Below are 25,850 nucleotides of genomic sequence, written 5' to 3' on the forward strand. Positions count from 1 at the left end.
CGAAGAAATGCATAACGCTTACCTGCCGCTATCACTTCAGGTCAAACCGTAACGCCACGACGCTCACCCTTGCCAATGCAAAACGCCAGCAAGGGCTGCTGGCGTCTCTTTTATTCAGCACATATTCAGCTAGGCGGTTACAAAACAACCATTGTTTTATCCACGCAGGCCACTCAAAAACTCGGCCCGGGTGTCAGGCTGGGTTTTGAACACTCCGCCGAGGGAGGTCGTGGTGGTGTAGGAGGTCGAATCCATCACCCCGCGCGCCTTGACGCAGTAGTGGGTCGCTTTGATGCTGATGGCCACATCCTGAGTACCGAGCAGGGTTTGCAGCGCCAGCAGGATCTGTTGGGTCAGTCGCTCCTGCACCTGGGGACGGCGGGCAAAAAACTGCACGATGCGGTTGATTTTGGAGAGTCCGATCACCTTGCCACGGGGGATATAGGCCACATGGGCCAACCCGTCGATGGTGACGAAGTGGTGTTCACAGGTACTGGTGAGGCTGATGTCGCGCACCATGATCATCTCATCGACCCGCATCTTGTTCTCGATCACCGTCACCTTGGGGAAGGTGGAATAATCGAGGCCGGAGAAGATCTCGTTAACGTACATCTTGGCGATGCGGTGCGGCGTCTCGGCCAGACTGTCATCGGCCAGATCCAGCCCCAGCGTCTCCATAATGGCGCGCATATGGCCTTCGATCTTCTCCCGCTTCTGCTGACTGTTCAGCTCATTGGCGACCAAGGGGGTTTCCAGTCCCTGTGTTTCGAGGGCAGCCATGACCTGCAAGGCTTCCTGACTTAAGGTTGTCATTATCTTATCTCCCACGCTCAGGGACAGTGAGGGTCGCTCGCCGAGCAACCCCTTATGTTATGTCGGCCATATCGGTTATGGCGGCATAGTAAACGGCCATTGCCGCCAAGATTCAAGTCAACTTGTGCGTCACCTCATACTTTATGACCATGACCCCCCTTTTCGCCTGCTATTGACTCGAGATTCCCTTGAGATAGCCTGCCCATCCCGAGGGAATTTTGTGATAATCCCGCCTTCAATCATAGAAAGAGGTCATGACGATGGGATTTGATACCAGCGCACTGCTGCCGTTAAGCGATGCCCTGCAAGGGATGCTGGAGCAACTCGCCTGCTGCTGCGACAGCGAGCCACTGCCCCTGCCACAAGCCCTTGGCCGGATCCTTGCCAGTGATATCGCCTCCCCCCTCGCCGTGCCTCCCTTCGACAACTCGGCCATGGACGGTTACGCAGTGCGGTTGGCCGATCTGGCAAACGGCACGCCCCTCATCATGGCAGGCAAAGCCTTTGCCGGTCAGCCCTATCAGGGCGAGTGGCCCGCTGGCCACTGCGTACGGATCATGACCGGAGCACCCGTGCCCGCGGGCACTGATGCGGTGGTGATGCAAGAAGAAACGCAGGCCGACGGCGATCGGATCACTTTTTTGTGCAACCCCACCGCCGGACAGAACATTCGCCTGGCAGGCAGCGACATCGGCAAGGGGGATTGCGTGCTGCGCGCTGGCACTCGCCTTACCCCCCGCGAGATGCCCCTGCTGGCCTCCCTTGGCATCGCGACCGTGCCAGTGCGTCGGCCGCTGAAAGTGGCCATTTTCAGCACCGGGGATGAACTCAAACCGGTCGGCACCCCGCTCTCCCACGGCGACATCTACGACTCCAACCGTTACGGCGTTCGGGCCATGCTGGCGCGTCTGGGCTGTGACTGTCTCGACCTTGGCATCATCCCGGACGACCCGGCCCAGCTACGCGCCGCCTTTCTCCGCGCCGATGAAGAGGCCGATGTGCTCATCACCACCGGCGGCGTATCAGTGGGTGAAGCGGACTTCACCAAACAGCTGCTGGACGAGCTCGGCGAGATCGGCTTCTGGAAGCTAGCCATCAAACCGGGCAAGCCGTTTGCCTTCGGCCGCCTGCCCCGCGCCTGGTTCTTCGGCCTGCCGGGCAACCCGGTCTCCGCCATGGTCACCTTCGATCAGCTGGTGCAACCGGCGCTGGCCAAGCTGGCTGGCCAACACTTCGCTCGCCCGCTCCAGCTCAACGCCATCGCGGCCGAGCCGCTTAAAAAGGCGCCGGGGAGGCTTGATTTCCAACGCGGTATCCTGAGTCAGGGACCAAACGGCCTTGAAGTGCGCAGCACCGGCTCGCAGGACTCCGCCGTGTTCAGCTCCCTGTCGCGAGCCAACTGCTACATCATCCTTGAACGCGAGCGTGGCCGCGTCGCGGCAGGCGAAACCGTCACCGTCGAACCGTTCGGGGGATTGCTGCTGTGAGCGAGATCCTGTGCGACGCAGAGCTCTTGCGCTACAACCGCCAGATCATCCTCAAATCCTTCGATTTTGAGGGGCAAGAGGCGCTCAAACTGGCCAGGGTGCTGGTGATAGGTGCAGGCGGCCTCGGCTGCGCTGCCAGCCAGTATCTGGCGGTGGCCGGGGTCGGCCAGCTCACGCTGGTCGATTTCGACAAAGTGGAGCTCTCCAACCTGCAACGTCAGGTGCTGCACACCGATGAGCGGATCGGCCACTACAAGGTGGACTCGGCAGCGCAGTCGCTACGCGCTCTCAACCCCTGGCTTAACGTGGAGACCCACGCTACCGTGGCGGATGAGGAGCTGCTCGATACCCTGCTGCCCCGGCATCAGCTGGTACTCGATTGCACCGACAACCTGACCATTCGCAATCTGCTCAACCAGAAGGCCCGCCAACACGGTGTGCCGCTGGTCAGCGGTGCCGCCATCCGGCTCGAAGGCCAAGTTTGCAGCTTCACCTGGCAGGAGGGTGAACCCTGCTACGCCTGCCTCAGCGCCCTGTTTGGCGAGCAGGCACTCACCTGCGTCGAAGCGGGGGTACTCGCCCCCGTGGTGGGATTGGTGGGCAGCCTGCAAGCGCTCGAAGCCATCAAGCTCCTGGCTGGCATGGGCAAAAACTACAGCGGCCGTTTACTGATGATCGATGGCCTTGGCGGTACCTTCCGCGAAATGAAGCTGCCCAAGCGGCCCGACTGCCCGGTCTGCTCGCACGCTTAAAGCCGATGGGACAGCATGATCAAAAAAGCCGAATCATCTGATCCGGCTTTTTCAGTTCAAACACATTCCCAGAAATTAACCGGCACAATAAACGCGAGCTTCACGCGGGGTATAAATTCCGAAGGTAACGGTAGCCAACAGGCCATTAAGGAAAGTGTGCTGCGATTCGACACGCACAACCTTGTCCGCACCGTTACATACAGCAGCCGCATCAATCGTTTTGCTCTGACCCAAACCCGAGATAAAAAAGTGATGCGTCACCTCTTTGGTCGGCGCAGCCGCAGTGCCCGAATGAACCGTGAAACCTTGCTGGGCACAACCCGCCATCATTAATGCAGTGATTGCAGTCAATACTATTTTTTTCATTTTACTGTCCCTGACAATATTATTATTTTCGGTCTAACCGGATGAAAAGAGGTGAATTTTCTACAGTCAATGTGGTGTAAAAATATCCCTCTTGCATCACCCAAGTTAATGAGATTAATCAACCACTACAACATGACAATTGTTTCAAAATGCGACGAGCCAAGCTCACGGCAGAGCTCGGTTTTAATGGGTGGCCAATATCCGTTGCAACAGGTGATTGAACCCGGAAGGATCTTCTGCAGGCCAGGCGTGGTGGCCATTGGGAGTGTGGATGGTAGCATTGGGCAGGGAGGCAAATTGCTCCACCCGCTTGGCGAGCGGCAGGTAGTCATGACTGGTGGAGATGATGGCCACCGGCTGCCAAATCTGACCGAGACGGGCGCGCACTGACCAGCCTGGCAAGGCTTCCAGCAGTGCCTTGTAGACCTTCTTCTTGTTGTTGCGTACGAAGCGCAACCGGAAGGTGTGGCGCACTTGGGCAAGATCTGAACCGGGAAAGAGCTCGCGCCCCAGCCACCAGGCGAGCGGACGCATGCCAAACCAGCGCAACCACTTGAGGCGCTGGGCATAGCGCTCCTGCTCTTTTGCCGTTTCCAGCAAAAATTCGCTAAAGCCGTTGACCAGCACCAATCCCTGCACCTTGTGCGGCAGTTGCAGTGCCAGCTCCAGCGCCACCATGGCACCCAGCGACAATCCCACCACCCAGGCGGGCTCTGGCTGCTCATCGAGCCAGCGCACCACGTCGGCCGCCAGAGTCGCTACGTCGAACGGCCCCTCCTGCATGCTCTGGCCGTGGCCACGCAGATCGAGCGCCACCACCCGGTAGTGTTCGGAAAAACGCTCGAGCTGCGCCTGCCAGTCGAGGCTGGAGGAGCCCAGCCCATGCAGCAACAGCAGCAAGGGGCCCTCCCCCGCACTGCGCAGGGCCAGACCGTTCGATTTCATCACCTGATTGCGGCGCATCAGTTCATTGCCTCTCGACTCATTCCATGAACCATTTGGTGCTTTTATTGCTCCCGTCACCGCCACACTCTATCAGAACGGGGACGACTCAACCTTCGCTGACCAGACTCACCGCCTTGATATAGGCGTAGATCTGCTGATCCGGCGCCAACGCCAAGCGCCTGGCGGAGCGGCTGGTGATCCGGGCCAGCAGTATCTGCTCACCCAGCGCCAACTGCAACAGGGTCTGGCCGGGACGAACCTCTCGTTCTGTCAGCAACCGGGTGGTGAGGCAGTTGGAGAGACTGGAGTGCTCGATGGGGGCAGTGGCGATCACCACGTCCCGCCCGGCCACCTTGATCTGCAAAAGGCCACTCTCATCGGGCACATGGTTCATGGTGACCCGCAGACGCTGATCGCCCAATAGCAGGGTCGCCATCTGCTCATCATCGTCGTAATGGGCCAGCGTGGCATCCAGCATCACCCCGGCATCGTCACGGCTTGCAAGCGAGAGGTCAGTGCGGGCAAAGATCTCGCTCGGCCTGCCCTGCGCCTCCACCCTGCCACCTTCGAGCAGTACCAGCTGATCGCAGAGCAGGCTCACCTCCTCCATGGCGTGGCTGACGAAGATCATGGGTATGCTACTCTCCTGCTGCAACCCCTTGAGCACATGGGCCTGATGGATGCGGCTGCGCCGGTCCAGCGCAGAAAAAGGCTCATCAAGCAGCAGCAGATCGGGCTCGGCCAGCAGCGCCCGCCCCAGCGCGACCCGCTGGCGTTGACCACCAGAGAGGGCATGCGCCGGCTGCGCCAGCAGATCGGCAAAACCGAGTCGCGCCGCCAGCACTTCAGGCTGCCAGCGCCCTCGCCCCTTGCGAGCAGCCAATTGCAGATTACCCAGCACCGTCATATGGGGGAAGAGCCGCGAATCCTGAAACACCAGTCCGATGCGACGTGCTTCGGGTAGCCGTTTCGCAAACAACTGCCCATTCCACTGCAAACGATCCCCCGTTTGGCGATCGAGCCCGGCGATAATGCGCAGCAAAGTGCTCTTGCCACAGCCGGAGGGGCCAAACAGGCCAAGGATCCCCCCCAGTTCGAGCAGCAGTTCGCAATCGAGGGTAAAGGGGCCAAACTCGCGCCTGGCCTCGAGCTGCAACGTGTTGCTCTGTGCATCAACAGGTGACGGCTTCATCCAAACAGCCTCCGTTGCCGACGTTGCAACACCCCGTAGACCAGTACCAGCATCACCAGCGAGAAGCCCATCAGGCCGCCCGCCAGAACATGGGCACTCTGGTAATCCATCGTCTCCACGTGGTCAAACAGGGCGATGGAGAGCACCTGGGTCTCGCCGGGTATATTGCCGCCAATCATCAGCACCACGCCAAACTCCCCCAGGGTGTGCGCAAAGCCAAGGGCCGCTGCCATCACAAAGCTCGGCAGGGTCATCGGCAAGATAATGTGGAAAAAACGCTCCAGTGGACCCAGCCCCAGCGTAGCGGCGGCCTCCAGCTCCTTGTTGCCCATATTGACAAAGGCGGAGGTGAGCGGCTGAACCACAAAGGGCAGCGAATAGAGAATGGAAGCGAGCAGCAGGCCGGTAAAACTGAAGGCAAGTGGCGCACCGAAGGTGTGACGCCACCAGGCACCGAAACCATATTCAGGAGAGAAGGCCAGCAGCAAATAAAAACCCAGCACCGTGGGGGGCAGAACCAGTGGCAACGCCACCAGCGCCTCCACCAAGGGGCGCAGCCGGTTCTGGCTGCGCGACAACCACCATGCCAGTGGTGGCGCCAGCAACAACAGGATGCCGGTGGTACTGGCAGCCAACCGCAAGGTTAACCAGACCGCCAGCAGATCCCCTTCACTCATCGCCAGCCTCCCGCATCAATTGAGATAACAACATGGCATCCCTTCTCACTCGCAAAGGCGGGCCGACCCGAAGGTCGACCCGCCATCTGCCGGTTCACGTTCATGCCATCACTGCGGCAACGCATAACCTGCGGCCTTGATCTGCTCCTGACCCGGCCCCTTGAGCCAGGCCACCAGAGCATCAACCGCCGCCCCTTTCTTCAATACCAGCCCCTGCTGTTCAATGGGCGGATAGAAGCTGGCAGGCACAGCCCAGGCTTCGCCGGTCTTGCCCGCTTCCACCAGATTGGCCCAGGCAACAAAGCCCAGTTCGGCATTACCAGTATCAACAAACTGCCAGGTCTGACCGATGTTGGTACCTGTCAGCAGACGGTACTGCTTGGGATCGATCTTGAGATGGTCAAGGGTTGCCATAGCGGCAGCACCATAGGGGGCGGTTTTCGGATTGGCGATAGCAAGGTTGCCTTTCCAGTTGCGCAGGGTCGCTTCATCAGGAGCGGGTCCCCCCTTCTGCCACAGCCCCAGTTGGCCGATGGCGTAGGTGAAGCGATCGCTCCCCTTACCCTCTTGCTCCAGCTTCTGCGGCGTTTTCACATCGGCGGAGAGGAAGAGATCGAACGGCGCACCATGGCTGATCTGGGTATAGAGCACTCCGGTCGCGGCAGAAGAGATAGCCAGGGTGTGGCCGGTCTTGGCTGTGAACTCCTTGCCAATCCGCTCGATGGTTCCCTTGAAGTTGGCCGCCACGGCCACTTTCACTTCATCAGCTTGCGCAACACCGGTATGCAAGGTGGCAGCACAGATCCCCAACATGACAACAGATAACAGCGGTTTCATTCCTTTCCTCCTGATGCGGGTCTGGCCAAGCCAGCCCCAAGACTGGGGCACGGCTTCCGTTGAACCTGCGCCCCTTACCGTAAGCAGGTCAAACTTGCCAGCGGGCGGCGGCAGTGTTGTCGCTCTCCTTGGCCTCAACCCAGCGTTGTACGCCCTCGGCGGTCAGCTCTTTTTTCCAGAACGGCGCCCGGGTTTTCAAAAAATCCATGATGAAATGGCAGGCATCAAACGCGGCGTCACGGTGGGCACTGCTCACCGCCACCAGCACAATCTGATCGCCAAGCAGCAACTCGCCAATACGGTGGATCAGGGTGCACTCCTGCAACAGCCAACGGCGGCGGGCCTCCTGCACAATATCGGCCAGCGCCTTCTCGGTCATGCCGGGGTAGTGTTCAAGAGCCAGCCCCTTCACCTCCTCCCCCTGATTGAAATCGCGCACCTTGCCAACGAAGGTCACAATGGCGCCACTGTCAGCGCGGGTGGCGAGGCGGGCATATTCATCGGCCAGCGAGAAATCGGCCCGCTGTACAAGAATGCGATCGGTCATGGTTGCCTCGCTCATCATCAGCCTCCGGTCACCGGCGGGAAAAAGGCAACTTCATCGCCATCATTGAGGGGCGTGTCGAGGGGCACCAGAGTCTGATTGACTGCCACCAGCAACTTGCCCGCCTCAAGGGCCAGCGCCCACTTGTCGCCGCGCTCACAGAGAGCTGCACGCAGTGCTTCGGCAGTGGCGTAGTCGCAAGGCAGACTCAACTCGTCACACGCAACCAGCTCTCTTACTTGCGCAAAAAACAGTACCTTGATCATGCTTGCTCTCCTGCAGTCACACCCAGCTGGAAGTGACCGGATTTACCGCCCTTTTTTTCCACCAGTCGTACCTGTTCAATCACCATGTCCTTTTGTACCGCCTTGCACATGTCGTAGATGGTCAGCGCCGCCACCGATGCAGCCGTCAACGCTTCCATCTCCACGCCGGTCTTGCCGGAGAGCTTGCAGAGGGTGCGGATATGCACCCGATCCTGCTCGGGCAGCGGCACTATCTCCACCTCAACCTTGGTCAAGGCAAGCGGATGGCAGAGGGGGACAAGATCAGAGGTCTTCTTGGCCGCCATGATGCCCGCGATGCGGGCGGTGGCGAACACATCCCCCTTGTGATGCTGACCGCTCAGGATCAGCGCCAGGGTCTCGGGTGCCATGGCGACAAACGCCTCGGCACGGGCTTCACGCTCGGTCACCTGCTTGTCGGTCACATCCACCATATGGGCTTCGCCGCTCTGGTTGAGGTGGGTCAAGTTAGGCTGAATCTGCTTGGGATCGGTCTGGTTCATCGCTTGCTCTCAAAGGTGGGAGACAAAGTTGCACGGCTTGGTGCGGGCATCGAGCTGCTCGCGGATAAGTTGCTCCCAGCCCAGCTGGCAGGCGCCGGTGGAACCGGGCAGGCAGCAGATCAGGGTGCGATTGGCCAATCCTGCCAGCGCACGGCTCTGCATGGCGGAGCCCTTGATCTCGGCAAAGGAGAGCTGGCGGAACATCTCGCCAAAGCCCTGTACGGTACGCTCGAACAGCACGCCTACGGCTTCCGGTACCCGGTTCTGCTCGTTGAAACCGGTGCCACCGTTGATCAGCACTACCTGTACCCCTTCATCGGCGATCCAGTCACTCACCCGGGCCCGAATGCGAAACAGGTTATCCTGGCAAAGTGCGCGGTCGGCCAGTTGATGACCCGCGTCAGTGAGGGCCGAGACCAGATAGTCACCCGAGCTGTCATCGGCGGCGGTACGGCTGTCGGAGACCGTCAGCACGGCAATCTTGAGGGGAATAAATGCGTTGTTTTTCTGTCCCATCGGGCAGCTCCTTATGGCTATGGGCCGTCAACGAGGCAGGAAGAGAAGGGGTATGAGGGGTCATCTGTCTCGATGCAGAAACTGACGCAGACAGGAGTAACCAACTTGCTCAAGCGCTTGACGGCGGGCTGATTCTATCAAAGGTTTCACGAGATATGGGATTTAAAAGACTCACAAATCTGATGTTTGTCCCATATATAGACAAAACGCAGGTCGGGCAAACCCGACCTGCGCAAAGAGGATCAGAACCCCTTCACTCCGGTCATGTCGGGCAGCTGATGAGCAATCCCCTTGTGACAGTCAATACAGGTGCTCTCGCCACTGGCCAAACTGGTGGAGTGCATCTGGGCGCCACGCTGCCCTTGCACGGAGAAGTCCATGTACTCGAAGTTGTGGCAGTTACGGCACTCGCGCGAATCGCTGTCTTTCATCCGCTGCCACTCCCGCTCCGCCATTTCACGCCGGTGCGACTCGAACTTCTCGCGGGTATCGACCTTGCCGGTCAGCATGCCCCACAGCTCTTTGGATGCCTGCACCTTGCGGATGATCTTGTAGGTCCATTCATGCGGCACATGGCAATCCGGGCAGCTGGCCCGTACGCCAGAGCGGTTAGCGTAGTGGATGGTGTCGCGGTACTCCTCGAACACGTTGTCCTTCATCTCGTGACAGCTGGTGCAGAAGGCCTCGGTGTTGGACGCTTCCATGGCGGTGTTGAAACCGCCCCAGAAGATAACACCACCGAAGAAACCCATCAGCAGCAGTACCCAGAGGGCCGCCTTTGACGGTGATTTGAAGGTGATCCACAGACGCTGGATAAAGCCGGGTAATTTCATCTATGGGTTCCTCAGTTCAGTGCGTCGACTGGCTTGAAGGTATTCTCCACCAGCGGTTTGGCATCCGCTTGCGGCACATGGCACTGCAGGCAGAAGTAGCGGCGGGGGGAGACTTCACCCAGCGTCATGCCATCCCGGGTCTCGAAGTGAGTCGGGCTGATCTTGGGTGCCTTCATGGCGCTGGCATTCTTGAAGCTGTGGCACGAGAGACACTTGTTGACCTTGGTATCCACCTCGTAGTTGCGGATATCGTGGGGGATCAACGGCGGCTGGTGCATGTACTGGCGATCGTAAGGTGCACCATCCTTGCGGAAGTTTTTCAACGGGGCGGCATCGGCATCAGTCACCAGATCGATGTCGCCACGCTCGGACTTTATCCCACCGGTACTGTTGGTGATTTCAGGGGTGGCTGCCATCAAGGAGCCCGCCATCAGGCAGGCCAGCATTGCGCCAATCAGCTTTTTCATTATGTGTTCTCCGACGTTTTTTCTGCCTTGACGGCAAAACCTACAGTGATTTCAAAAACTTGTTCCGCGCAGACATCAATGCAGCGGCCACAGTTGGTACACTCCTGAGCCACAATCAAGGGCCCGTGACCGCGCTTGGCACCGTGAACAGGCCCGCGCAGGATCGGACGCTCCGGGCAAACCGCATAACAATCCATGCAGTTGTTGCACCGCTCGCGTCCCTTGGCAGAAATCTTGATAAACCCGCTCCGGTTGAGCAGGACATAGAAGGCCCCCACCGGACAGAGATGACCGCACCAACCCCGTTCCACCACGAAGAGATCAAACAGGAACAGCGCCGCCAACAGGGCCCAGCCCGCCCCCATACCAAATAGCAGACCGCGCATGGCGAGCGACACCGGGTTGACCAACTCCCACGCCATCACCCCGACCACCGCAGGCACCACCAGCACCATGGCCAGTAGCCAGTAACGGGTCGCACGGCTGAACTGACCGTTGCCCTTGAGGCCAAAACGCCCCCTGAGCCAGGCCGCCGCGTCCGTGATGAGGTTGACTGGGCAGACCCAGGAGCAGAACACCCGCCCCCCGACCAGCCAGTAACCGGCCAGCACGATGACAGCCCCCAACCACAGGGTGGGAATCGGCCAATGGCCTGCAGCAAGCGACTGCAACAGGGTCAGCGGATCGGTCAGCGGTACCGTCTCCAGCAACAGCGAGCTGGAGAGGTTGCCCTTGAGGATCCAGATGCCCGCCAGCGGCCCCAGCAAAAACAGCCCGAGTACGCTGAACTGACTCAGCCGACGCAGCAGCAGGAAGCGATGAGCACGCCACCACCCCAGCTTGATGCGCGCCTCATCTCCCGGATAACGACTCATAGCCCCTCCGGTTTGCGGGTTGGCAGGGTGAGCCTGTCGCCGATGAGCGACTTGCCCGCCTTCGCTTTCTCTTCCCAACCAAGCCGGTAGTGATGACCCAGCTCACCTTTGGCGAGCTGGCGGGGCACCACCTTGATGGCGGCCTCCTCCAGCACGCAGGCATGCTCGCACTTGCCACAGCCGGTACAGATATCGCTGTGCACCGTGGGCAGGAACATGGCGTGCTTGCCAGTGCGCTGGTTATGCTGCAGCTCAAGGGTGATCGCCTTGTCGATAAGCGGGCAGACCCGATAACAGACATCGCAGCGCAGACCCAGATAGTTGAGGCAGGTCTCGTGATCGATGAGCACTGCCACGCCCATCCGCGCCTGATCGATGTCGGTCATGGTCTGATCCAACGCCCCGCTCGGGCAGGCCACCACACAAGGGATGTCATCACACATCTCGCACGGGACGGCGCGCGCCTTGAAGTAGGGGGTGCCGGTGGTCACCGGCTCAAACAGCCGGGCCAGCTTGAGGGTGTCGTAGGGGCACGCCTCGACGCAGAGCCCGCAGCGCACGCAGGCGCTGAGGAACTCTCCCTCATCGAGGGCCGCAGGGGGACGCAGCGCCTGAGCCGGCACTGCATGCACCTGCTGGCGTGCCATGCCGCCAAGCCCCACGCCAAGCAGGCCCACACCGCAGGCCCCTTTTGCCAGAGAGGCCATGTCGACCAGAAACTGGCGCCGACTACGACTCATCTCGCGCTCCCCGCCTTATGCCTTGACGACCTTGACGGCGCACTTCTTGTAATCCGTCTCTTTCGAGAGCGGATCAGTGGCGTCCAGAGTCAACTTGTTGACCAGTTGGCTCGCATCAAAGAAAGGCATAAACACCAAGCCTTTGGGCGGTTTATTGCGGCCACGAGTCTCGACCCGGGTCTTCACCTCGCCGCGACGAGAGGAGACGATCACCTCTTCACCACGGCGTACGCCACGGGCCTTGGCATCTTCCGGGTGCATGAACAACACTGCATCCGGGAAGGCGCGATAGAGTTCGGGTACCCGACGGGTCATGGTGCCGGTGTGCCAGTGCTCCAGCACGCGACCGGTGGAGAGCCAGAGGTCATACTCCTGGTCCGGCGATTCGGCGGCAGGCTCAAACGGCAGGGCGAAGATGACAGCCTTGCCATCGGGCTTGCCATAAAAGCGCACCCCCTCGCCCGCTTTGACGTAAGGGTCGAACCCTTCGCGATAGCGCCACAGGGTCTCTTTGCCATCCACTACCGGCCAACGCAAACCACGGGCTTCGTGGTACTGATCGAACGGAGCCAGATCGTGGCCATGACCACGGCCGAAGCTGGCGTACTCTTCAAACAGCCCCTTCTGGACGTAGAACCCGAAGTGCTCGGCCTCGTCGTTCAGCACCCCCTTGCTCTGCTCTTTCGGGAACTGGTTGACCTGACCGTTGGCATAGAGCACGTCGAACAGGGTTTTGCCCTTCACTTCCGGCATCTTGGCAATCAGCTCTGCTGGCCACACCTCTTCCACCTTGAAGCGCTTGGCGAACTCCATCAGCTGCCACAAGTCGGACTTGGCCCCTTCCGGCGCTTTCACCTGCTGGTGCCAGAACTGGGTACGGCGCTCGGCGTTGCCGTAGGCCCCCTCTTTCTCCACCCACATGGCGGTGGGCAGGATGAGGTCGGCAGCCTGGGCAGTTACGGTCGGGTACGGATCGGATACCACGATGAAGTTGCGCGGATCGCGATAGCCCGGCAGGCGATCGGTATTCATGTTGGGGCCGGCCTGCATGTTGTTGTTGCACATCACCCAGTAGGCGTTGAGCTTGCCATCTTTGAGCATGCGATCCTGCAGCACAGCGTGGAAACCCACCTTGTCAGGAATGGTGCCTTCCGGCAGTTTCCAGATCTTCTCGGCAATAGCGCGGTGCTTGGGCTCGGTCACCACCATGTCGGCAGGCAGACGGTGGGCAAAGGTGCCCACTTCCCGCGCGGTACCGCACGCAGAAGGTTGGCCAGTCAGGGAGAAAGGACCGGAGCCCGGCTGGGAGATCTTGCCGGTCAGCAGGTGGATGTTGTAGCAGAGGTTGTTGGCCCAGACACCGCGGGTATGCTGGTTGAAGCCCATGGTCCAGTAAGAGACCACCTTCTTGCTCGGGTCGGCATAGAGCTTGGCCAGCTTTTCCAGCTTCTCTTTGGAGACGCCAGAGAGCTTGGAGACCGACTCCACATCGTAATCCGCCACGAACTTGGCAAACTCCTCGAAGGTCATCGGAGTGGCATCGCCGCTATCCGGGTTCTTCGCTTTTTGCTGCAGCGGATCAGTCGGGCGCAGACCGTAACCGATGTCGGTAACCCCCTTCTTGAACACGGTGTGCTTGTTGACGAACTCCCAGTTCACCTTGTCGTTCTGGATGATGTAGTTGGCGACATAGTTGAGGATCGCCAGATCGGTCTGCGGGGTGAATACCATGCCGTTGTCCGCCAACTCGAAGCTGCGGTGCTCGAAGGTAGAGAGCACGTGCACCTGCACATCGGGGTTGGAGAGGCGACGATCGGACATCCGCGACCAGAGGATGGGGTGCATCTCGGCCATGTTGGAGCCCCACAACACGAATGCATCGGCCTGCTCGATATCGTCGTAGCAGCCCATCGGCTCATCCATGCCAAAGGTACGCATAAAGCCGACTACCGCGGAGGCCATGCAGTGGCGGGCGTTGGGATCGATGTTGTTGGTACGAAAACCGGCCTTCATCAGCTTGGCGGCGGCATAGCCTTCCCAGACGGTCCACTGACCGGAGCCGAACATGCCGACGGCGGTCGGCCCCTTCTCTTTGAGGGTGGCCTTGAACTTCTCGGCCATGATGTCGAACGCCTGATCCCAGCTGATGGGGGCGAAGTCGCCATCCTTGTCGAACTGGCCGTTTTTCATCCGCAACATCGGTTGGGTCAGGCGATCCTGGCCATACATGATTTTGGAGAGGAAGTAGCCCTTGATGCAGTTGAGGCCACGGTTGACCGGTGCATCGGGATCACCCTGAGTCGCCACGACCCGACCATCCTGAGAACCCACCAGCACGGAGCAGCCGGTGCCACAGAAACGGCAGGGGGCTTTATCCCAATGGATGGCAGTCTTGTCGGTACTGGTGATGAGATTGGCTGCCAGCGTGGGGGCACTGACACCGGCCACCGCCGCGGCAGCTGCCACCGCGTTGGCCTTCATAAAGTCGCGTCGACTCAGCTTCATGGCATATCCTCACATTGCTTATCGCGTAATAGTTGTCGAATCTGTCGAACGGGAGCCAACCACCAGCGGCAGAAGCCACACCCGGCATCCCATCAATCCTTTCAATGACCGCCGAGTTCATCGAACTGGTGGTAAATCAGGGCGGCAGAGAGCACGCCCGGCATCGCCTGTATCGCATCAATCGCCGCCATGATCGGCCGCTGACTCGGACCTTCCAGGGTCACTACCAACTTGCCCTCGTCACTGACGGCGTGGATCTCGGCCCCTTCAAGGGCGCCAATCTGCTCGGCGAGCTGATGGCGCAAGGGGGGCTGGGTCAGCACCACCAGACTCGATACATGGAACTCCTGATCCTTGGTGGCTTCTGTGTCACACGGCTTCTGGCTCATTCTGACTCCTGCTTGAGGGTGGGCTGGCTCACACCACCTAATGGGGCTGCTCGCCCGTCAACCTTGATGCTGCCAACCGGGCAGTCCTGCACACAGGCACCACAACCATTGCAACGACCCGGATCGATCGTCGGGGTGGGCACTCGTCCCAGTACCGGCATAAAGCGAATGGCATGGGGCTCGCAGCTGTCCTGACAGCGCTGGCAGAACACCTGACCATTGGCCAGACAGTTAGCCTCGATATGGGCCTGGTAGTGCCAGGGGGATTCGGTGGTCGGGCGAAACAGCGGCGCCTTGCAGGCTGACACACACTCGGTACAGAAGGTGCACTGGCCAAGCTGGAAATCGACCACCGGAAAACCACCCTCCCCGTTTACCAGGATCTGCTCCGGACAGGCGGCCAGACAGTCGCCACAACGGGTACAGTCGGCGACAAAGGCAGACCAGTTCACCGACCAGGGCAACTGCAGCGGCGGCTCGGTGGTTCGCAGCCGCCCCCGAAACAGGCCACGGCGGGTAAGATCGATCTCATCCGGCATATTGACTCCCGTTTGGTTGGAGAAGGGTGCGGTGCGAGTCCAAGATTGGCATTTGTGATACCAATTATAAGAGTGGGTGTATATTGCGGTCCTGACAAGGGCAGGGATATACCACCAGGGAGATAAACAGAGGGGATTATTGCGCTAGATCAAAGCCTTGCAGCGCAATAAAAATGGAGGTATCGGTTAAAATACCTCCATGTGAGGATTGCTATTTAATCGTTGGCAATTTTTTGCGGTTATCCGCCGATAGAAGCGAGATGAGGGGTGATGCCCGCATTGCCTTCATGAAGGCGGTGGCTGGCACTCTTGCCAGCCAACGCGGCACGAATGCGCTGTTGCAGTGCATCCGACTGCTGATCCGTCGTCAGAAGATCACGCAAATCGACACCGTTATCGCCAAACAGACAGAGGTGAAGCTTCCCCTTCGAGGAGACCCGCAACCGGTTGCAACCGGCACAAAAATCTTTGCTATAGGGCATGATGAGACCCACCCCGCCCTGCGACTCCGGGTGCATAAAGACCTGGGCCGGACCATCATCCTTGCCGCGCAGCTGCTGTACCCAGCCACTCTCAAGCAAGCGCTGCTTGATCAGCTCACCACTGACATGGTGGTCACGAAACAGGGTATCCATCTCGCCAGTCTGCATCAGCTCGATGAAACGCAGCTCGATGGGCTTGTGCTTGATCCAGCCCAAAAAGGCATCGAGCTGGTAGTCGTTAAGCCCCTTGAGCAGCACGGCGTTGATCTTCACCGATTTGAAACCGGCAGCGAGCGCCGCTTCGATCCCCTCCATCACCTCGGCCAGCTTGTTTTCACCGGTGATCTGGTGAAACTGGCGCGGGTCGAGACTGTCGACACTGACATTCAGCGCATTAAGTCCGGCGTCAAACCATTCGCGGGCCCGCTCTTTCAAGCGATAACCGTTGGTGGTCATGGCGACTTTCTCGATGCCCGGCGTGGTCGCGATCACATTGACGATCTCGGTGAAATCACGACGCAAGGAGGGCTCGCCGCCGGTGATACGCACCTTGCGGGTACCCATGGCAGCAAAGCCACTCACCACGCGGCGGATCTCGTCAACCGAGAGAAAAGATTTACGCCCCTCTTTGTGGTCTTCAGCAGGGCGATAACCGTCGGGGAGACAGTAGGTGCAACGGAAATTGCAAACATCTGTCACTGACAGACGCAAATAGTAAAAACGACGGGAAAAACCATCTTCAAGTGGCAACATAAACACCTTTCCAAATACGGGAGGCCAGGGCATTTCTTTCCTGACCCTTACAGCTCGCACAACGGCTGTCGGCTGGTTTTCCCCTATCGCAAGGACGTAGGCAAAACCGCTCGGAGTTCATCTAGTTTTTCGATGCTAACACAAGTTGGAGTACACTCCCACGCATCTTGCTGAGTCCTTATCACTAGCCAGAGGTGCGCATCAGTATGGGAAAACGATTCAGGGTCCATTCGGTCAGCAGTGCCATTGGCCGCGCTATGGTATTGATCCTTTTCATGGCGAGCCTGATTGCGCTGGTCGCGATGGTGACCCTTTTCTACTCGGTACCTGACGCCAAGGCGATCAACCTCTCCGGCTCGCTGCGGATGCAAGCCTACCGGATGGCCTACGAGATCGAACGGGGCGACAGCGTACTGGGCCGTCTGAGCCAGTTTGAAGAGACACTTCATGCTGCGGAGCTACAGGAGACCCAACGCTGGATCACCCCCGCCTCTCTGCGCCGTACCTATGGCGAGGTACTCGGTCAGTGGCAGGTGATGCGCCAGCACATCGAGGATCGCACCCCCAGACGTTACACCGATAACACCGAACAGTTTGTGGCGGCCATCGACAATTTCGTAAATCAGATGCAATACCATGTCGAATTCAAGGTGCGGATGCTGGCATTGGCAGAGGGGCTCGGCTTGCTCGCTATCATCACCATCGCCTGGTTCACGGTACGCTTCACCCGCCAGCAGGTGGTTGCCCCGCTCAACCAGCTGGTTTTCTGCGCTCGCCAGATCCAGCGCCAAGACTTCGATCTGCAACTGCCCGCCCACGGCGAAAATGAACTGGGGGAGCTGTCGCGCGCCTTCGTCACCATGGCGGACGAGCTGGGCAAGCTCTATCGGGAGCTGGAAAACAAGGTCGAGGAGAAAACCGCCAAGCTGCAGCAGGCCAACGATACCCTCTCGTTTCTCTACTCAACCGCCCAGAAGCTGCACGCAGCCCCGCTCAGCACCCGCACCTTGATCAAGCTGCTGGACAGGGCAGCCGCCCACCAGCATATCGACCATATCCGGCTGACCCGCTTCGAGCACAATGCCATGCCGGTCTACATCTCGGGGCGCACCGGCTGGCCCGGCGATCTTGATGCGGTGGCCAGCTTCTATCTGCAAATGGACGAGCAGGAGTTCGGCCGCCTCGACATCATCAGCCAACATCCTATCGATGAACGACTGATCAAAAACTTCACCATGTTGCTGGCCCAGGTGCTGCACAAGGATCAGACCCAGCTACAGCAGCAGCGATTGTTGTTGATGGAGGAGCGGGCAGTGATTGCCAGAGAGCTGCACGATTCGCTGGCCCAGGCGCTCTCCTATCTCAAGATCCAGTCCACGCTGCTCAAACGCTCCTATGCCAAAGGGCAGCAGGAAAAAACCCAAGAGGCGATGCAGCAGATCGATGAGGGACTCAGCAACGCCTACACCCAGCTGCGCGAGCTGCTCGGCACCTTCCGTCTCACCATCGGAGACGCCAATCTGGGCGAAGCGATCCGGGTCATGCTCGATCAGTTGCAGCCGCAAACTCAGGCCGAGATCAGGTGCCACTACGGTCTGGCCGACACCGATCTGGAGGCGGGTCAGCATATTCACATCCTGCAGCTGATCCGTGAGGCAGTGCTCAACGCCATCAAACATGCCAACGCGCAAGTGATTGATGTTAGCTGTGAGACCCTCGCCAGTGGTAACATCGAGGTCCAGATTTCAGATGACGGTGTCGGGATCGGACTCGCCCGCTCGGCGATCAACCACTACGGTTTGAGCATCATGAACGAGCGTGCCAGCAAGCTGCATGGTCTGTTGACCATCAGTGAACAACAGCCACAAGGCACCCGCGTGCATCTGACCTTTCCCACCAGTCTAACGAGAGACGCCTGATGGACGAGATGAAATACAGTGTTCTGGTCGTGGACGACCATCCCCTGATGCGCAAAGGGATTGTGCAGCTGCTAGCTCTGGAAGAGAACATGGAGGTAACTGGCGAAGCCTCCAACGGTACAGATGCCGTGGCACTTGCCAAAGAGTCAGAACCGGATCTGATCCTGCTAGACCTCAACATGAAGGGACTATCGGGTCTTGACACCCTCAAGGCACTGCGCGCTGAAGAGATCACCTCCCGGGTGGTGATCCTCACCGTTTCCGATGCTCGCCAGGATGTGATCGCGCTGCTCAAGGCGGGAGCCGATGGCTACCTGCTCAAGGATACCGAGCCTGATCTGCTGCTGGCCCAGCTGGCAGACGTGATGACCGGCAAGCAGATCCTGAGCGAACCGCTGCGCCCCTATCTCGAAAACATCTACGAGCTGGATCACCTGCAACAGAAGCTGGAAAGCTTAACGCGTCGCGAAATGCAAATCCTGCGCGAAATTGCAAAAGGCCTCTCCAACAAACAGGTCGCCTCGGTACTCCATATCTCCGAGGGAACGGTCAAGGTTCACGTAAAGAGCCTGCTGAAGAAACTCGAGGCGCAAAGCCGCGTGGAAGCGGCTGTCATGTATCTGGAACAGCGCAACTGAGCGCTATCTTCCCCCCGAAAAGCCACCCTCCGGTGGCTTTTTTCATTCTCTGGCACAGTCGCTGCATTGCCCTATACAGCAACTACTCAATGGAGGATGGAACATGAAACTACAACCTTTGGCGCTGTTCCCCTTGCCTTCCCACATACTTCCCGGCGGCAAGCTTCCTCTGCGTCTGTTCGAGCCACGCCATCTGCAGATGCTCAAGGAGTCATTCATCAACGATCAGGGATTTGGCATCGTGATGGAAGAGTCGACCAGCTCCGGTCAATCGGGGCGGATCCTGCCAGTGGGCACCCGGGTCAAGGTAACCGACTTTTATACCCTGAACGATGGACTACTGGGCATCACTGTCCTTGGGCTTGAGCGCTTCTGTATCCACGAGATGGAAACCGACACCATGGGGTTGCGCCGGGCCAAAGTAGAGATGCTCCCCAACTGGCCAAGCACCCACTCTGATTTCAACGACAAGCTGCTGGTCAACCGCCTGCGCGAGGTGTTCGAGCAGTACCCTGAACTGGACGAGCTCTATCCGGACAAACGATTTGAAGATGCGGCCTGGCTCTGCCAACGCTGGCTCGAGATTCTGCCGATGCCGATTTATGAAAAGCAGATGCTGATTGCCAAACAAAACAGCGAAGCAGCCCGCAAATTCCTGCATCGCCTGATTTCGCAATGACAAAAAACAGCGTTGCAAAATGCAATTATTCCAACAATGAAAATAAGATTTTTGCATTTTGCAAATGAGTAGGAACGAAATAGGTCAGAACAAGAGAGAGCCGCTGCGCTAAACGGCCGAAATGAACACAAAAGAGTCCTTATAAAAGTTGGCACAGATTTTTCATATAGATTTTTACAACCCGATTTATCCCGTGCTCTCTTCAGTATTTGCTGAAGAACTGGTCAACCCACAAAGTTGACCATTTTTTTTATCCGCGAGTCGGCAACCGCTGACCAAAGTGACGCTGCAGACACTCTCTCAGCCGCGATAACGTAATTGGCTTGGCCAGAAAATCATCCATCCCCTGCGCCAGACAGCACGCCTTGTCCTCCGCCATCGCATTGGCTGTCAACGCGACGATAGGCATGGCGCATCCCAACTCCCGTAGCCGTCGGGTAGCTTCCAGTCCATCCATCAGGGGCATCCGCATATCCATCAGGATCAGGTCCGGTTGGTGTTCATCTACCTGGGCCAGCGCCTCCAGACCGTTGGCTGCAAGACGCACCTTGCTCACCAGTTTTTTCAGCATCAGCGACACCACCAGCTGATTAACCGGGCTATCCTCCACCACCAGCACATCCAGTGGCAGCAAAGGGGGGGGAGTCTCCTCCGGCTGGGGCTGGCAGTCGCAAGGCAGTGCCATACCGGGGAGTTCAAACCAGAAACAGCTTCCCTTGCCCGGCTCGCTCGCCAACCGGATTTCTCCCCCCATCAATGCCACCAACCGCTTGCTAATGGCAAGACCGAGGCCAGTACCGGAAAAACGGCGGGTGGCCGAGTTATCGACCTGGGAGAAGGGTTCAAACAACATGGATTGATCTGCTTCGGCGATGCCTATTCCGGTATCGCAGACCGAGACCCGCAGCTTCTCTTCATGCCAACCAAGGTGCAACGTCACCTGTCCCTGATCGGTAAATTTGAGGGCGTTATCGAGCAGATTCCCCATCACCTGTGACAGGCGAACCGGATCCCCTTGCAACGCCATCGGGACCGCCTCATCCACCCGATAGTGCAGCGCAATCCCCTTGGCTTGGGCGCGACGCTGTAACGGCTCAATCAGGGATTGGCACAGCCTGAACGGTTGCAGGGTTTCACAGTGGAATGCCAAGGTCTGGGACTCGATTTTCGAGAAATCGAGTACGTCATCGATGATTGTCTGCAGCAACCTTGCCGAATGGGTGGCATGGCGCAACAGTTGCTGCTGCTCCGGTGCCAGCTCGGCATGCAGCACCAAATCGAGCATCCCCAGCACCGCATTCATGGGAGAGCGGATCTCGTGGGTCATCATCGCAAGAAACTGGGACTTGGCACGGTTAGCCGCTTCAGCTTCATCCCGTGCCCGAGCCAACTCCTCTTCACGGCGGATCTGGTTGTTGATATTCCGTGCCGTTCCGCGATACCCGGTGAAGGTGCCGACATGGTCAAAGCAGGGCTCGGCACTCACCTCCATCCAGCAGGGCCCCTCGACCAGCGCAACCTGCATGCGTACACCCCGCACCGGCTTGCGCTGCCCCAGCAGCGTGAGATAAGACTGCGACTCGGCACTCTGCTTGTTGCAAACATAGTCATAAAGGGTCGGCCGCGTGGCCAGCGGCGTCATCTCATCAAGGTATCCCGGCTCGGATGCATAGCTGAGCCGATGCTCGGCATCCGTCTCCCAGAACCAGTCCGAGGCCATGGCGGCGAAACTGCGAAAACGGCGTTCACTGGCCTGCAATGCCTCGGTTTTTACCTCGACCTGCTCCTGTAAACGCGCGCGATATGTGATGTTGACCAAGGCTTGTGAAATGAGCGGGCGACAGCGCTGCATGGCTGCCTTGCTGGTGAGGTCAAACGTGCCCGCCTGTGAATGACGGCAGATGATGACAGCAGTAAAACCGGGAGCCTGCAGCCCGGTCAGCATCACGCTGGCCCAACCCGGCTCGCTCGCCAGTGGCGCCAGCTCAGGCAACTGGGAAGGGTCATAGATCACCAGCGTCTCTCCGGCAATGGCACGGCCAAAGGCTGACGTCATCAACCAGTGGCGCCCACACTGACCCGGCTCGGTGCTGAGGTGGGTTATCCCCTGTGTCCCCTCCCAAGCCACCACATCTGCATGCTCAAATCCGATAAAGGGTTTGAGCACCTGGATAAGGCTCTCCAGCACCTGCTCCAGGGTCTTTGCATCCGCCAATGTGGCAACCCCGCCCAACAGTGTCTGGGACTCATGACGGTACTTGGCCTCACGCTCGCGACAGCGCATGAGATCAACCAGCGTGGTCTGCAATTTGTCACCAAGGGCTTCCAGTTCACTGTTGCCAATCATCTTGTTGCCTGCTCTGCTCAACTGGTCAGGAAGATCACGCTCGATACCATCAGGTTGCCATGGGCCAGCTCGCCATGGGGCAACCGCCCCTGCTCACCGAACGTAAAGGGTGTAATAAACGGGATCTTGCCGAGACGAGCCTGGCTCTGCTCGACAAACTGGCACAACATCTCACCAAGCGCCAAACGGCAACCAGCACAAAAGATGATGAGGGCACCGATCGGTTGTAACTCGGCATCAACCCCATAGGTTGGCTCAATCCGGATGGCATTGAGACTGCGCTGCAACAACCCTTCCTGGCTGCTGTACATCAACAGCAACCGCTCTCCCTGCACCACATCGGTAAAGAGGCGCAACCCCCCCTGCTCGGTGACGGCCTCGGGATGGGAGAGTTTATAGTAGGGAATACCATCCAGCATGCCCACCTGGCGGGCTAGCGGGGTCAAGGTGGTCTCCCGCAAAATAGCACCAGCAGACCAGGGATGATCGCGCCCACACCAGCGAGCATAAACCTCGGCGGCAGGCTGGTGATCAATGGTGAGCACCTCCCGCCCGCTGCAGGCGGTGATCTCGCCGCTGTGTTCGGCAGGCACATAGCCGGAGTGAAACTGGAACGCCAACTGACACTCCGGGTAGAGTACTGCCAGCACAATGCCATCCGAGCTGACCTCATCATCCCAACACAGTTGCCACTCGCCACTTACACCGTTATCGGCCGCAGAGCCACCGACCACCGGTACCGATGCACCAAGCTCGGCTTCTATGCCAGCCAGCAACCCCTCCTCCTGCCCCGGGCTGGTATGCAAGAGGATGAGCTGGGGTAACTCGCCAGGCCGGCCACAATCGCTCATGGCTCTGCGCAGCAACTGCCGCACATCCACATGCTCACCTCTGGCACCCGCGATCCCGTAAGCTCCCCGCTCATCGTACAGGGCCGCCACCGCCAGACCATAACCCTGCCTCGCATGATGCCCCATCTCTGTCATCACGCCGCCACAGGAGCTACACCCCAGCAATCGGGTGACCGGGAACTGGCGTTTCAACTCTTCGCGCAGTATCGCCCCGTCATGAGCTTGGGTAAAATAGACCAGCAAAAGGGAGGGTGCTTGCTCGGTATAGCGGCGTAACCGCGCGCAGATATCTTGAGCCGCCAGCGATGAATTCTGGGCGAGGGAGTGAACGGTCAGAAATTTCAACACCATCTCCTTGTCTTATCGGATAGCGGTCGCAAGCAAAAATCATACCTTTATCAAACAATTATCTTATTGCTCTTGCTAACATAGCAGTCAACTGAACCCAATGACAGGACGCCTACATGTGGCAAAAAAACATCAATGACTTCGATCGGGTCGTTGCCATCGGTGGTGGCCACGGCATGGGTCGAGTGCTCTCTTCACTCTCCTTCCTCGGCCAACGCCTGACCGGCATTGTCACCACCACCGATGATGGCGGCTCAACCGGGCGCCTGCGCAAAAGCCAGGAGTGCATTGCCTGGGGCGATCTGCGCAACTGCTTGAACCAGCTGGTAACCGATCCCAGCATCGGCAGCCTGCTGTTTGAACACCGCTTCGCCGGCAAAGGCGAGCTGGCGGGCCACAACCTTGGCAACCTGATGCTGCTGGCGCTCGATAATCTCTGTGTCCGTCCTCTTGATGCTATCAAGCTGATCAGCGACATGCTCAAAATCGAGTCACAATTGCTACCCATGTCTGAATTTCCCACCGACCTCTGTGCCCACATGGAGTGTGGCACTCAGATCCTGGGAGAGGTCTCAATCGATCAGTTGGCTACCCCGCCCCTCTCACTCGGCCTGAGGCCTGAAGTGCAAGCGACCAGAGAAGCTGTGCAGGCGCTGCAACAGGCCGACATGATCATCCTGGGGCCAGGCAGCTTTCTTACCTCCATCATGCCGCCACTGTTGTTGACCGAGATAGCCAAGGCCATCAATGAAAGCCGCGCCATGCTGGTCTTTGTCTGCAATCTGGTGGCGGAGAATGGCCCTGCCAGCCAGCTGGATCTGATGAGTCAATGTCGCTGGCTGGAGTCACGGGTGGGGAGCGGGCGGCTCGACGCCATCTTGGCCCCCCATGGAACTGATGATGCCGGGCCATGGCAAAGACGGCTGATCGAAGCTGAACTGGGTGAGGTCGAACTGCCCCATCGTCACGATCGATTGAAACTGAAACTGGCGCTGGACAAGATCATCCAGCAACTGCTCAACCAGCGCTAAGCTGGTCTCCATCAGCGCAAAGCACCATCTACTGGTAGTCGGAAAGCAACGAGAGAACTTGGGGCAGCGACGCTTCCAGCAGTTGCAGCTGACGCTCCGCTTCACCGGCATCGGCCTGCTTGCAGGCCATCTCCAGCGCAACCACCTGCTGATAACTGGTCATGGCGCCGTAGCTGCCACAGGATGATTTCATGCTGTGAGCCACTCTGGCCATTTGCCCCCACTCGCCTTGTTCATAGAGTGGTCTGAGTTGGCTTAGTTGCTCGCCCACCTCTTCGATAAAAACAGAGATAACCACCGGCAACATCTCCTGGCCAATATCTTCGGCCAGTTGCTGCAATACCTTGCGATCTACCCACTCCATCTGTGCCTCCTCAGGAAGGTATTCAAACAGACCATACTATAGATAATTTCATCAACTATTTCGCGAGAGTAGTGAACCACCATTTAATGATGAAGAGGGGGCGGGAGTAAAAACGTGAGGAAACACCCACTATCGACGCTGTATCCATGACAAAAAACACAACCAGGTTTCTTTTTGTTAACACAAAAGAAACAATCATGTTGTCAGAGTGATATTGCTCAGCAACACCTCTCATCCCTTTTTGCCTTTATGGCTGCTGCGAAGAACCAGGGTAGTTTTCTACCCTGGTATTTTTTTATGGTGCGACACTGGTCTGGTTAGTCGCCACCCGCTCCCCCATGCGAAACAGGTTAAATTCGCCGGGCGCCATCTTGACCCAGTTCTCATTGCCGGTCAGCGGGCGGGTGGTGATCAGCGTCACCACATCGTTGGGGGTAGTCTCGCTTTGAAAATCGATCACTACCTCCTCATCCAGCAAACTCGCCTCGCCAAAAGGCGCGCAGCGGGTCAGCCAGTGCAGGTTGTTGCTGCAGTAGCTCATCACATACTCCCCGTCCGAGAGCAGCATGTTGAATACTCCCAGCCCTCTGAGCTCATCACACAAGGTGGCCATATAGCGAAACATGGCGGGAAAGTTGGCAGGACGCTTGGGATATTTTTGCTCCAGCCGATCGAGCAGCCAGCAGAAGGCGTGCTCGCTATCGGTATCCCCCACCGGCCGGTGGCGGCCGGTTGGCAGCTTCTTGTAGCCGGTCAGCTGACCGTTGTGGGCGAAGGTCCAGTAACGGCCCCACAACTCACGGGTAAAGGGGTGGGTATTTTCCAGCGACACGCAGCCACGGTTGGCCTGCCGAATGTGGCTGACCACGGCGCAGCTCTTGATGGGCAGCGCCTGTACCAGTCTGGCGATAGGTGACTGGGCGCTGGGCTCGGGATCTTTGAAGGTGCGAAAGCCCTTCCCTTCGTAAAAGGTAATGCCCCAGCCATCCTTGTGGGGGCCGGTCTTGCCGCCACGCAGCATCAGGCCGGTAAAACTGAAACAGATATCGGTCGGCACATTGGCACTCATGCCGAGCAGTTCGCACATATCCGGATGCTCCCTTCCTTGACTACATAACAACTGGCTTAGCTCTCGGGCTGGCCAGCAAAAACCGGATTAGAAGAGCAGAGAGGA

General features: G+C 58.6%; 28 protein-coding genes and 1 riboswitch. Of the genes, 6 read left to right on the top strand and 22 right to left on the bottom strand.

What is annotated here, in order from left to right; all coding sequences use genetic code 11:
- Positions 1-156: 156 nt before the first annotated feature.
- On the bottom strand, positions 157-813 hold the full coding sequence (gene folE, locus ACE1BR_RS06510; RefSeq protein WP_374868663.1) for a GTP cyclohydrolase I FolE: 657 nt from the start codon (positions 811-813) through the stop codon (positions 157-159).
- A gap of 260 nt (positions 814-1,073) precedes the next feature.
- On the opposite strand from folE, the gene moeA reads away from it, so the two are divergent.
- Both moeA and moeB read left to right on the top strand, forming a co-directional pair.
- On the top strand, positions 1,074-2,300 hold the full coding sequence (gene moeA, locus ACE1BR_RS06515; RefSeq protein WP_374868774.1) for a molybdopterin molybdotransferase MoeA: 1,227 nt from the start codon (positions 1,074-1,076) through the stop codon (positions 2,298-2,300).
- Positions 2,297-3,052, top strand: coding sequence for a molybdopterin-synthase adenylyltransferase MoeB (gene moeB, locus ACE1BR_RS06520; protein WP_374868665.1), 756 nt, complete (start codon positions 2,297-2,299; stop codon positions 3,050-3,052). The genes moeA and moeB overlap by 4 nt, the downstream gene beginning before the upstream one ends.
- Positions 3,053-3,127: 75 nt before the next feature.
- Here the strand turns inward: moeB and ACE1BR_RS06525 are convergent, their stop codons facing one another.
- From ACE1BR_RS06525 to moaA, 17 genes are all read right to left on the bottom strand, one after another.
- Complete coding sequence (locus tag ACE1BR_RS06525) at positions 3,128-3,418, bottom strand: Bor family protein (protein ID WP_374868667.1); 291 nt, start codon at positions 3,416-3,418, stop codon at positions 3,128-3,130.
- Positions 3,419-3,601: 183 nt separating this feature from the next.
- The gene (locus ACE1BR_RS06530) at positions 3,602-4,381 is read right to left on the bottom strand and encodes an alpha/beta fold hydrolase (RefSeq protein WP_374868669.1); all 780 of its coding nucleotides are present in this window, start codon (positions 4,379-4,381) and stop codon (positions 3,602-3,604) included.
- An 88-nt stretch (positions 4,382-4,469) separates the two neighbouring features.
- Complete coding sequence (gene modC / locus ACE1BR_RS06535; protein ID WP_374868671.1) at positions 4,470-5,555, bottom strand: molybdenum ABC transporter ATP-binding protein; 1,086 nt, start codon at positions 5,553-5,555, stop codon at positions 4,470-4,472.
- Positions 5,552-6,232 carry a molybdate ABC transporter permease subunit gene (gene modB, locus ACE1BR_RS06540; RefSeq protein ID WP_374868673.1) on the bottom strand — a complete coding sequence of 227 codons (681 nt, stop codon included), beginning with the start codon at positions 6,230-6,232 and terminating at the stop codon, positions 5,552-5,554. Before modB ends, modC begins: the two co-directional genes overlap by 4 nt.
- A gap of 108 nt (positions 6,233-6,340) precedes the next feature.
- Positions 6,341-7,069, bottom strand: a complete 729-nt coding sequence (gene modA / locus ACE1BR_RS06545) for a molybdate ABC transporter substrate-binding protein (protein WP_374868675.1) — start codon at positions 7,067-7,069, stop codon at positions 6,341-6,343.
- Between the two features lie 88 nt (positions 7,070-7,157).
- Positions 7,158-7,631 (bottom strand): molybdopterin synthase catalytic subunit MoaE, encoded by a 474-nt coding sequence (gene moaE, locus ACE1BR_RS06550; protein ID WP_374868676.1) that lies wholly within the window; start codon positions 7,629-7,631, stop codon positions 7,158-7,160.
- Positions 7,632-7,633: 2 nt separating this feature from the next.
- Positions 7,634-7,879, bottom strand: coding sequence for a molybdopterin synthase sulfur carrier subunit (gene moaD / locus ACE1BR_RS06555; RefSeq protein ID WP_374868678.1), 246 nt, complete (start codon positions 7,877-7,879; stop codon positions 7,634-7,636).
- Entirely contained in the window at positions 7,876-8,400 is a 525-nt protein-coding gene (moaC, locus tag ACE1BR_RS06560) for a cyclic pyranopterin monophosphate synthase MoaC (RefSeq protein WP_374868680.1), read from the bottom strand. Before moaC ends, moaD begins: the two co-directional genes overlap by 4 nt.
- A 9-nt stretch (positions 8,401-8,409) precedes the next feature.
- Entirely contained in the window at positions 8,410-8,916 is a 507-nt protein-coding gene (gene moaB / locus ACE1BR_RS06565) for a molybdenum cofactor biosynthesis protein B (RefSeq protein ID WP_374868682.1), read from the bottom strand.
- Between the two features lie 242 nt (positions 8,917-9,158).
- Entirely contained in the window at positions 9,159-9,749 is a 591-nt protein-coding gene (locus ACE1BR_RS06570) for a cytochrome c3 family protein (protein WP_374868684.1), read from the bottom strand.
- 11 nt (positions 9,750-9,760) lie between these two features.
- Entirely contained in the window at positions 9,761-10,216 is a 456-nt protein-coding gene (locus tag ACE1BR_RS06575) for a nitrate reductase cytochrome c-type subunit (protein ID WP_374868686.1), read from the bottom strand.
- Positions 10,216-11,091, bottom strand: a complete 876-nt coding sequence (napH, locus tag ACE1BR_RS06580) for a quinol dehydrogenase ferredoxin subunit NapH (RefSeq protein WP_374868688.1) — start codon at positions 11,089-11,091, stop codon at positions 10,216-10,218. Before napH ends, ACE1BR_RS06575 begins: the two co-directional genes overlap by 1 nt.
- Positions 11,088-11,831 carry a ferredoxin-type protein NapG gene (gene napG, locus ACE1BR_RS06585; protein ID WP_374868690.1) on the bottom strand — a complete coding sequence of 248 codons (744 nt, stop codon included), beginning with the start codon at positions 11,829-11,831 and terminating at the stop codon, positions 11,088-11,090. Before napG ends, napH begins: the two co-directional genes overlap by 4 nt.
- A gap of 15 nt (positions 11,832-11,846) precedes the next feature.
- Positions 11,847-14,336: a nitrate reductase catalytic subunit NapA gene (gene napA, locus ACE1BR_RS06590; protein ID WP_374868692.1), complete on the bottom strand. Its 2,490-nt coding sequence runs from the start codon at positions 14,334-14,336 to the stop codon at positions 11,847-11,849.
- Between the two features lie 101 nt (positions 14,337-14,437).
- Entirely contained in the window at positions 14,438-14,725 is a 288-nt protein-coding gene (locus tag ACE1BR_RS06595; RefSeq protein ID WP_374868694.1) for a chaperone NapD, read from the bottom strand.
- Entirely contained in the window at positions 14,722-15,264 is a 543-nt protein-coding gene (gene napF / locus ACE1BR_RS06600) for a ferredoxin-type protein NapF (protein WP_374868696.1), read from the bottom strand. Before napF ends, ACE1BR_RS06595 begins: the two co-directional genes overlap by 4 nt.
- A 239-nt stretch (positions 15,265-15,503) precedes the next feature.
- Positions 15,504-16,499 carry a GTP 3',8-cyclase MoaA gene (gene moaA / locus ACE1BR_RS06605; protein ID WP_374868698.1) on the bottom strand — a complete coding sequence of 332 codons (996 nt, stop codon included), beginning with the start codon at positions 16,497-16,499 and terminating at the stop codon, positions 15,504-15,506.
- Positions 16,487-16,627: riboswitch (molybdenum cofactor riboswitch) on the bottom strand. Its footprint overlaps the gene before it by 13 nt.
- Before the next feature lie 78 nt (positions 16,628-16,705).
- On the opposite strand from moaA, the gene narQ reads away from it, so the two are divergent.
- From narQ to ACE1BR_RS06620, 3 genes are all read left to right on the top strand, one after another.
- Positions 16,706-18,418 carry a nitrate/nitrite two-component system sensor histidine kinase NarQ gene (gene narQ, locus ACE1BR_RS06610; protein WP_374868700.1) on the top strand — a complete coding sequence of 571 codons (1,713 nt, stop codon included), beginning with the start codon at positions 16,706-16,708 and terminating at the stop codon, positions 18,416-18,418.
- Complete coding sequence (gene narL, locus ACE1BR_RS06615; RefSeq protein WP_374868702.1) at positions 18,418-19,056, top strand: two-component system response regulator NarL; 639 nt, start codon at positions 18,418-18,420, stop codon at positions 19,054-19,056. Before narQ ends, narL begins: the two co-directional genes overlap by 1 nt.
- 103 nt (positions 19,057-19,159) lie before the next feature.
- Positions 19,160-19,735 (top strand): LON peptidase substrate-binding domain-containing protein, encoded by a 576-nt coding sequence (locus tag ACE1BR_RS06620; protein ID WP_374868704.1) that lies wholly within the window; start codon positions 19,160-19,162, stop codon positions 19,733-19,735.
- A gap of 250 nt (positions 19,736-19,985) precedes the next feature.
- Here ACE1BR_RS06620 and ACE1BR_RS06625 read toward each other — a convergent pair whose 3' ends face one another.
- Positions 19,986-22,082 (bottom strand): ATP-binding protein, encoded by a 2,097-nt coding sequence (locus ACE1BR_RS06625; protein WP_374868706.1) that lies wholly within the window; start codon positions 22,080-22,082, stop codon positions 19,986-19,988.
- A gap of 17 nt (positions 22,083-22,099) precedes the next feature.
- Positions 22,100-23,284 carry an FIST signal transduction protein gene (locus ACE1BR_RS06630; protein WP_374868708.1) on the bottom strand — a complete coding sequence of 395 codons (1,185 nt, stop codon included), beginning with the start codon at positions 23,282-23,284 and terminating at the stop codon, positions 22,100-22,102.
- A gap of 113 nt (positions 23,285-23,397) precedes the next feature.
- On the opposite strand from ACE1BR_RS06630, the gene yvcK reads away from it, so the two are divergent.
- A complete protein-coding gene (gene yvcK / locus ACE1BR_RS06635; protein WP_374868710.1) occupies positions 23,398-24,312 on the top strand; it encodes a uridine diphosphate-N-acetylglucosamine-binding protein YvcK in 915 nt (304 codons plus the stop codon).
- Positions 24,313-24,340: 28 nt separating this feature from the next.
- On the opposite strand, the gene ACE1BR_RS06640 is transcribed toward yvcK, so the two are convergent.
- Both ACE1BR_RS06640 and ACE1BR_RS06645 read right to left on the bottom strand, forming a co-directional pair.
- A complete protein-coding gene (locus tag ACE1BR_RS06640; RefSeq protein ID WP_374868712.1) occupies positions 24,341-24,676 on the bottom strand; it encodes an Hpt domain-containing protein in 336 nt (111 codons plus the stop codon).
- A 295-nt stretch (positions 24,677-24,971) separates the two neighbouring features.
- Entirely contained in the window at positions 24,972-25,763 is a 792-nt protein-coding gene (locus ACE1BR_RS06645) for a class II glutamine amidotransferase (RefSeq protein WP_374868714.1), read from the bottom strand.
- Positions 25,764-25,850: the final 87 nt, after the last annotated feature.

The organism is Aeromonas sp. MdU4 (genome assembly GCF_041929505.1).
Lineage (GTDB): Bacteria > Pseudomonadota > Gammaproteobacteria > Enterobacterales > Aeromonadaceae > Aeromonas.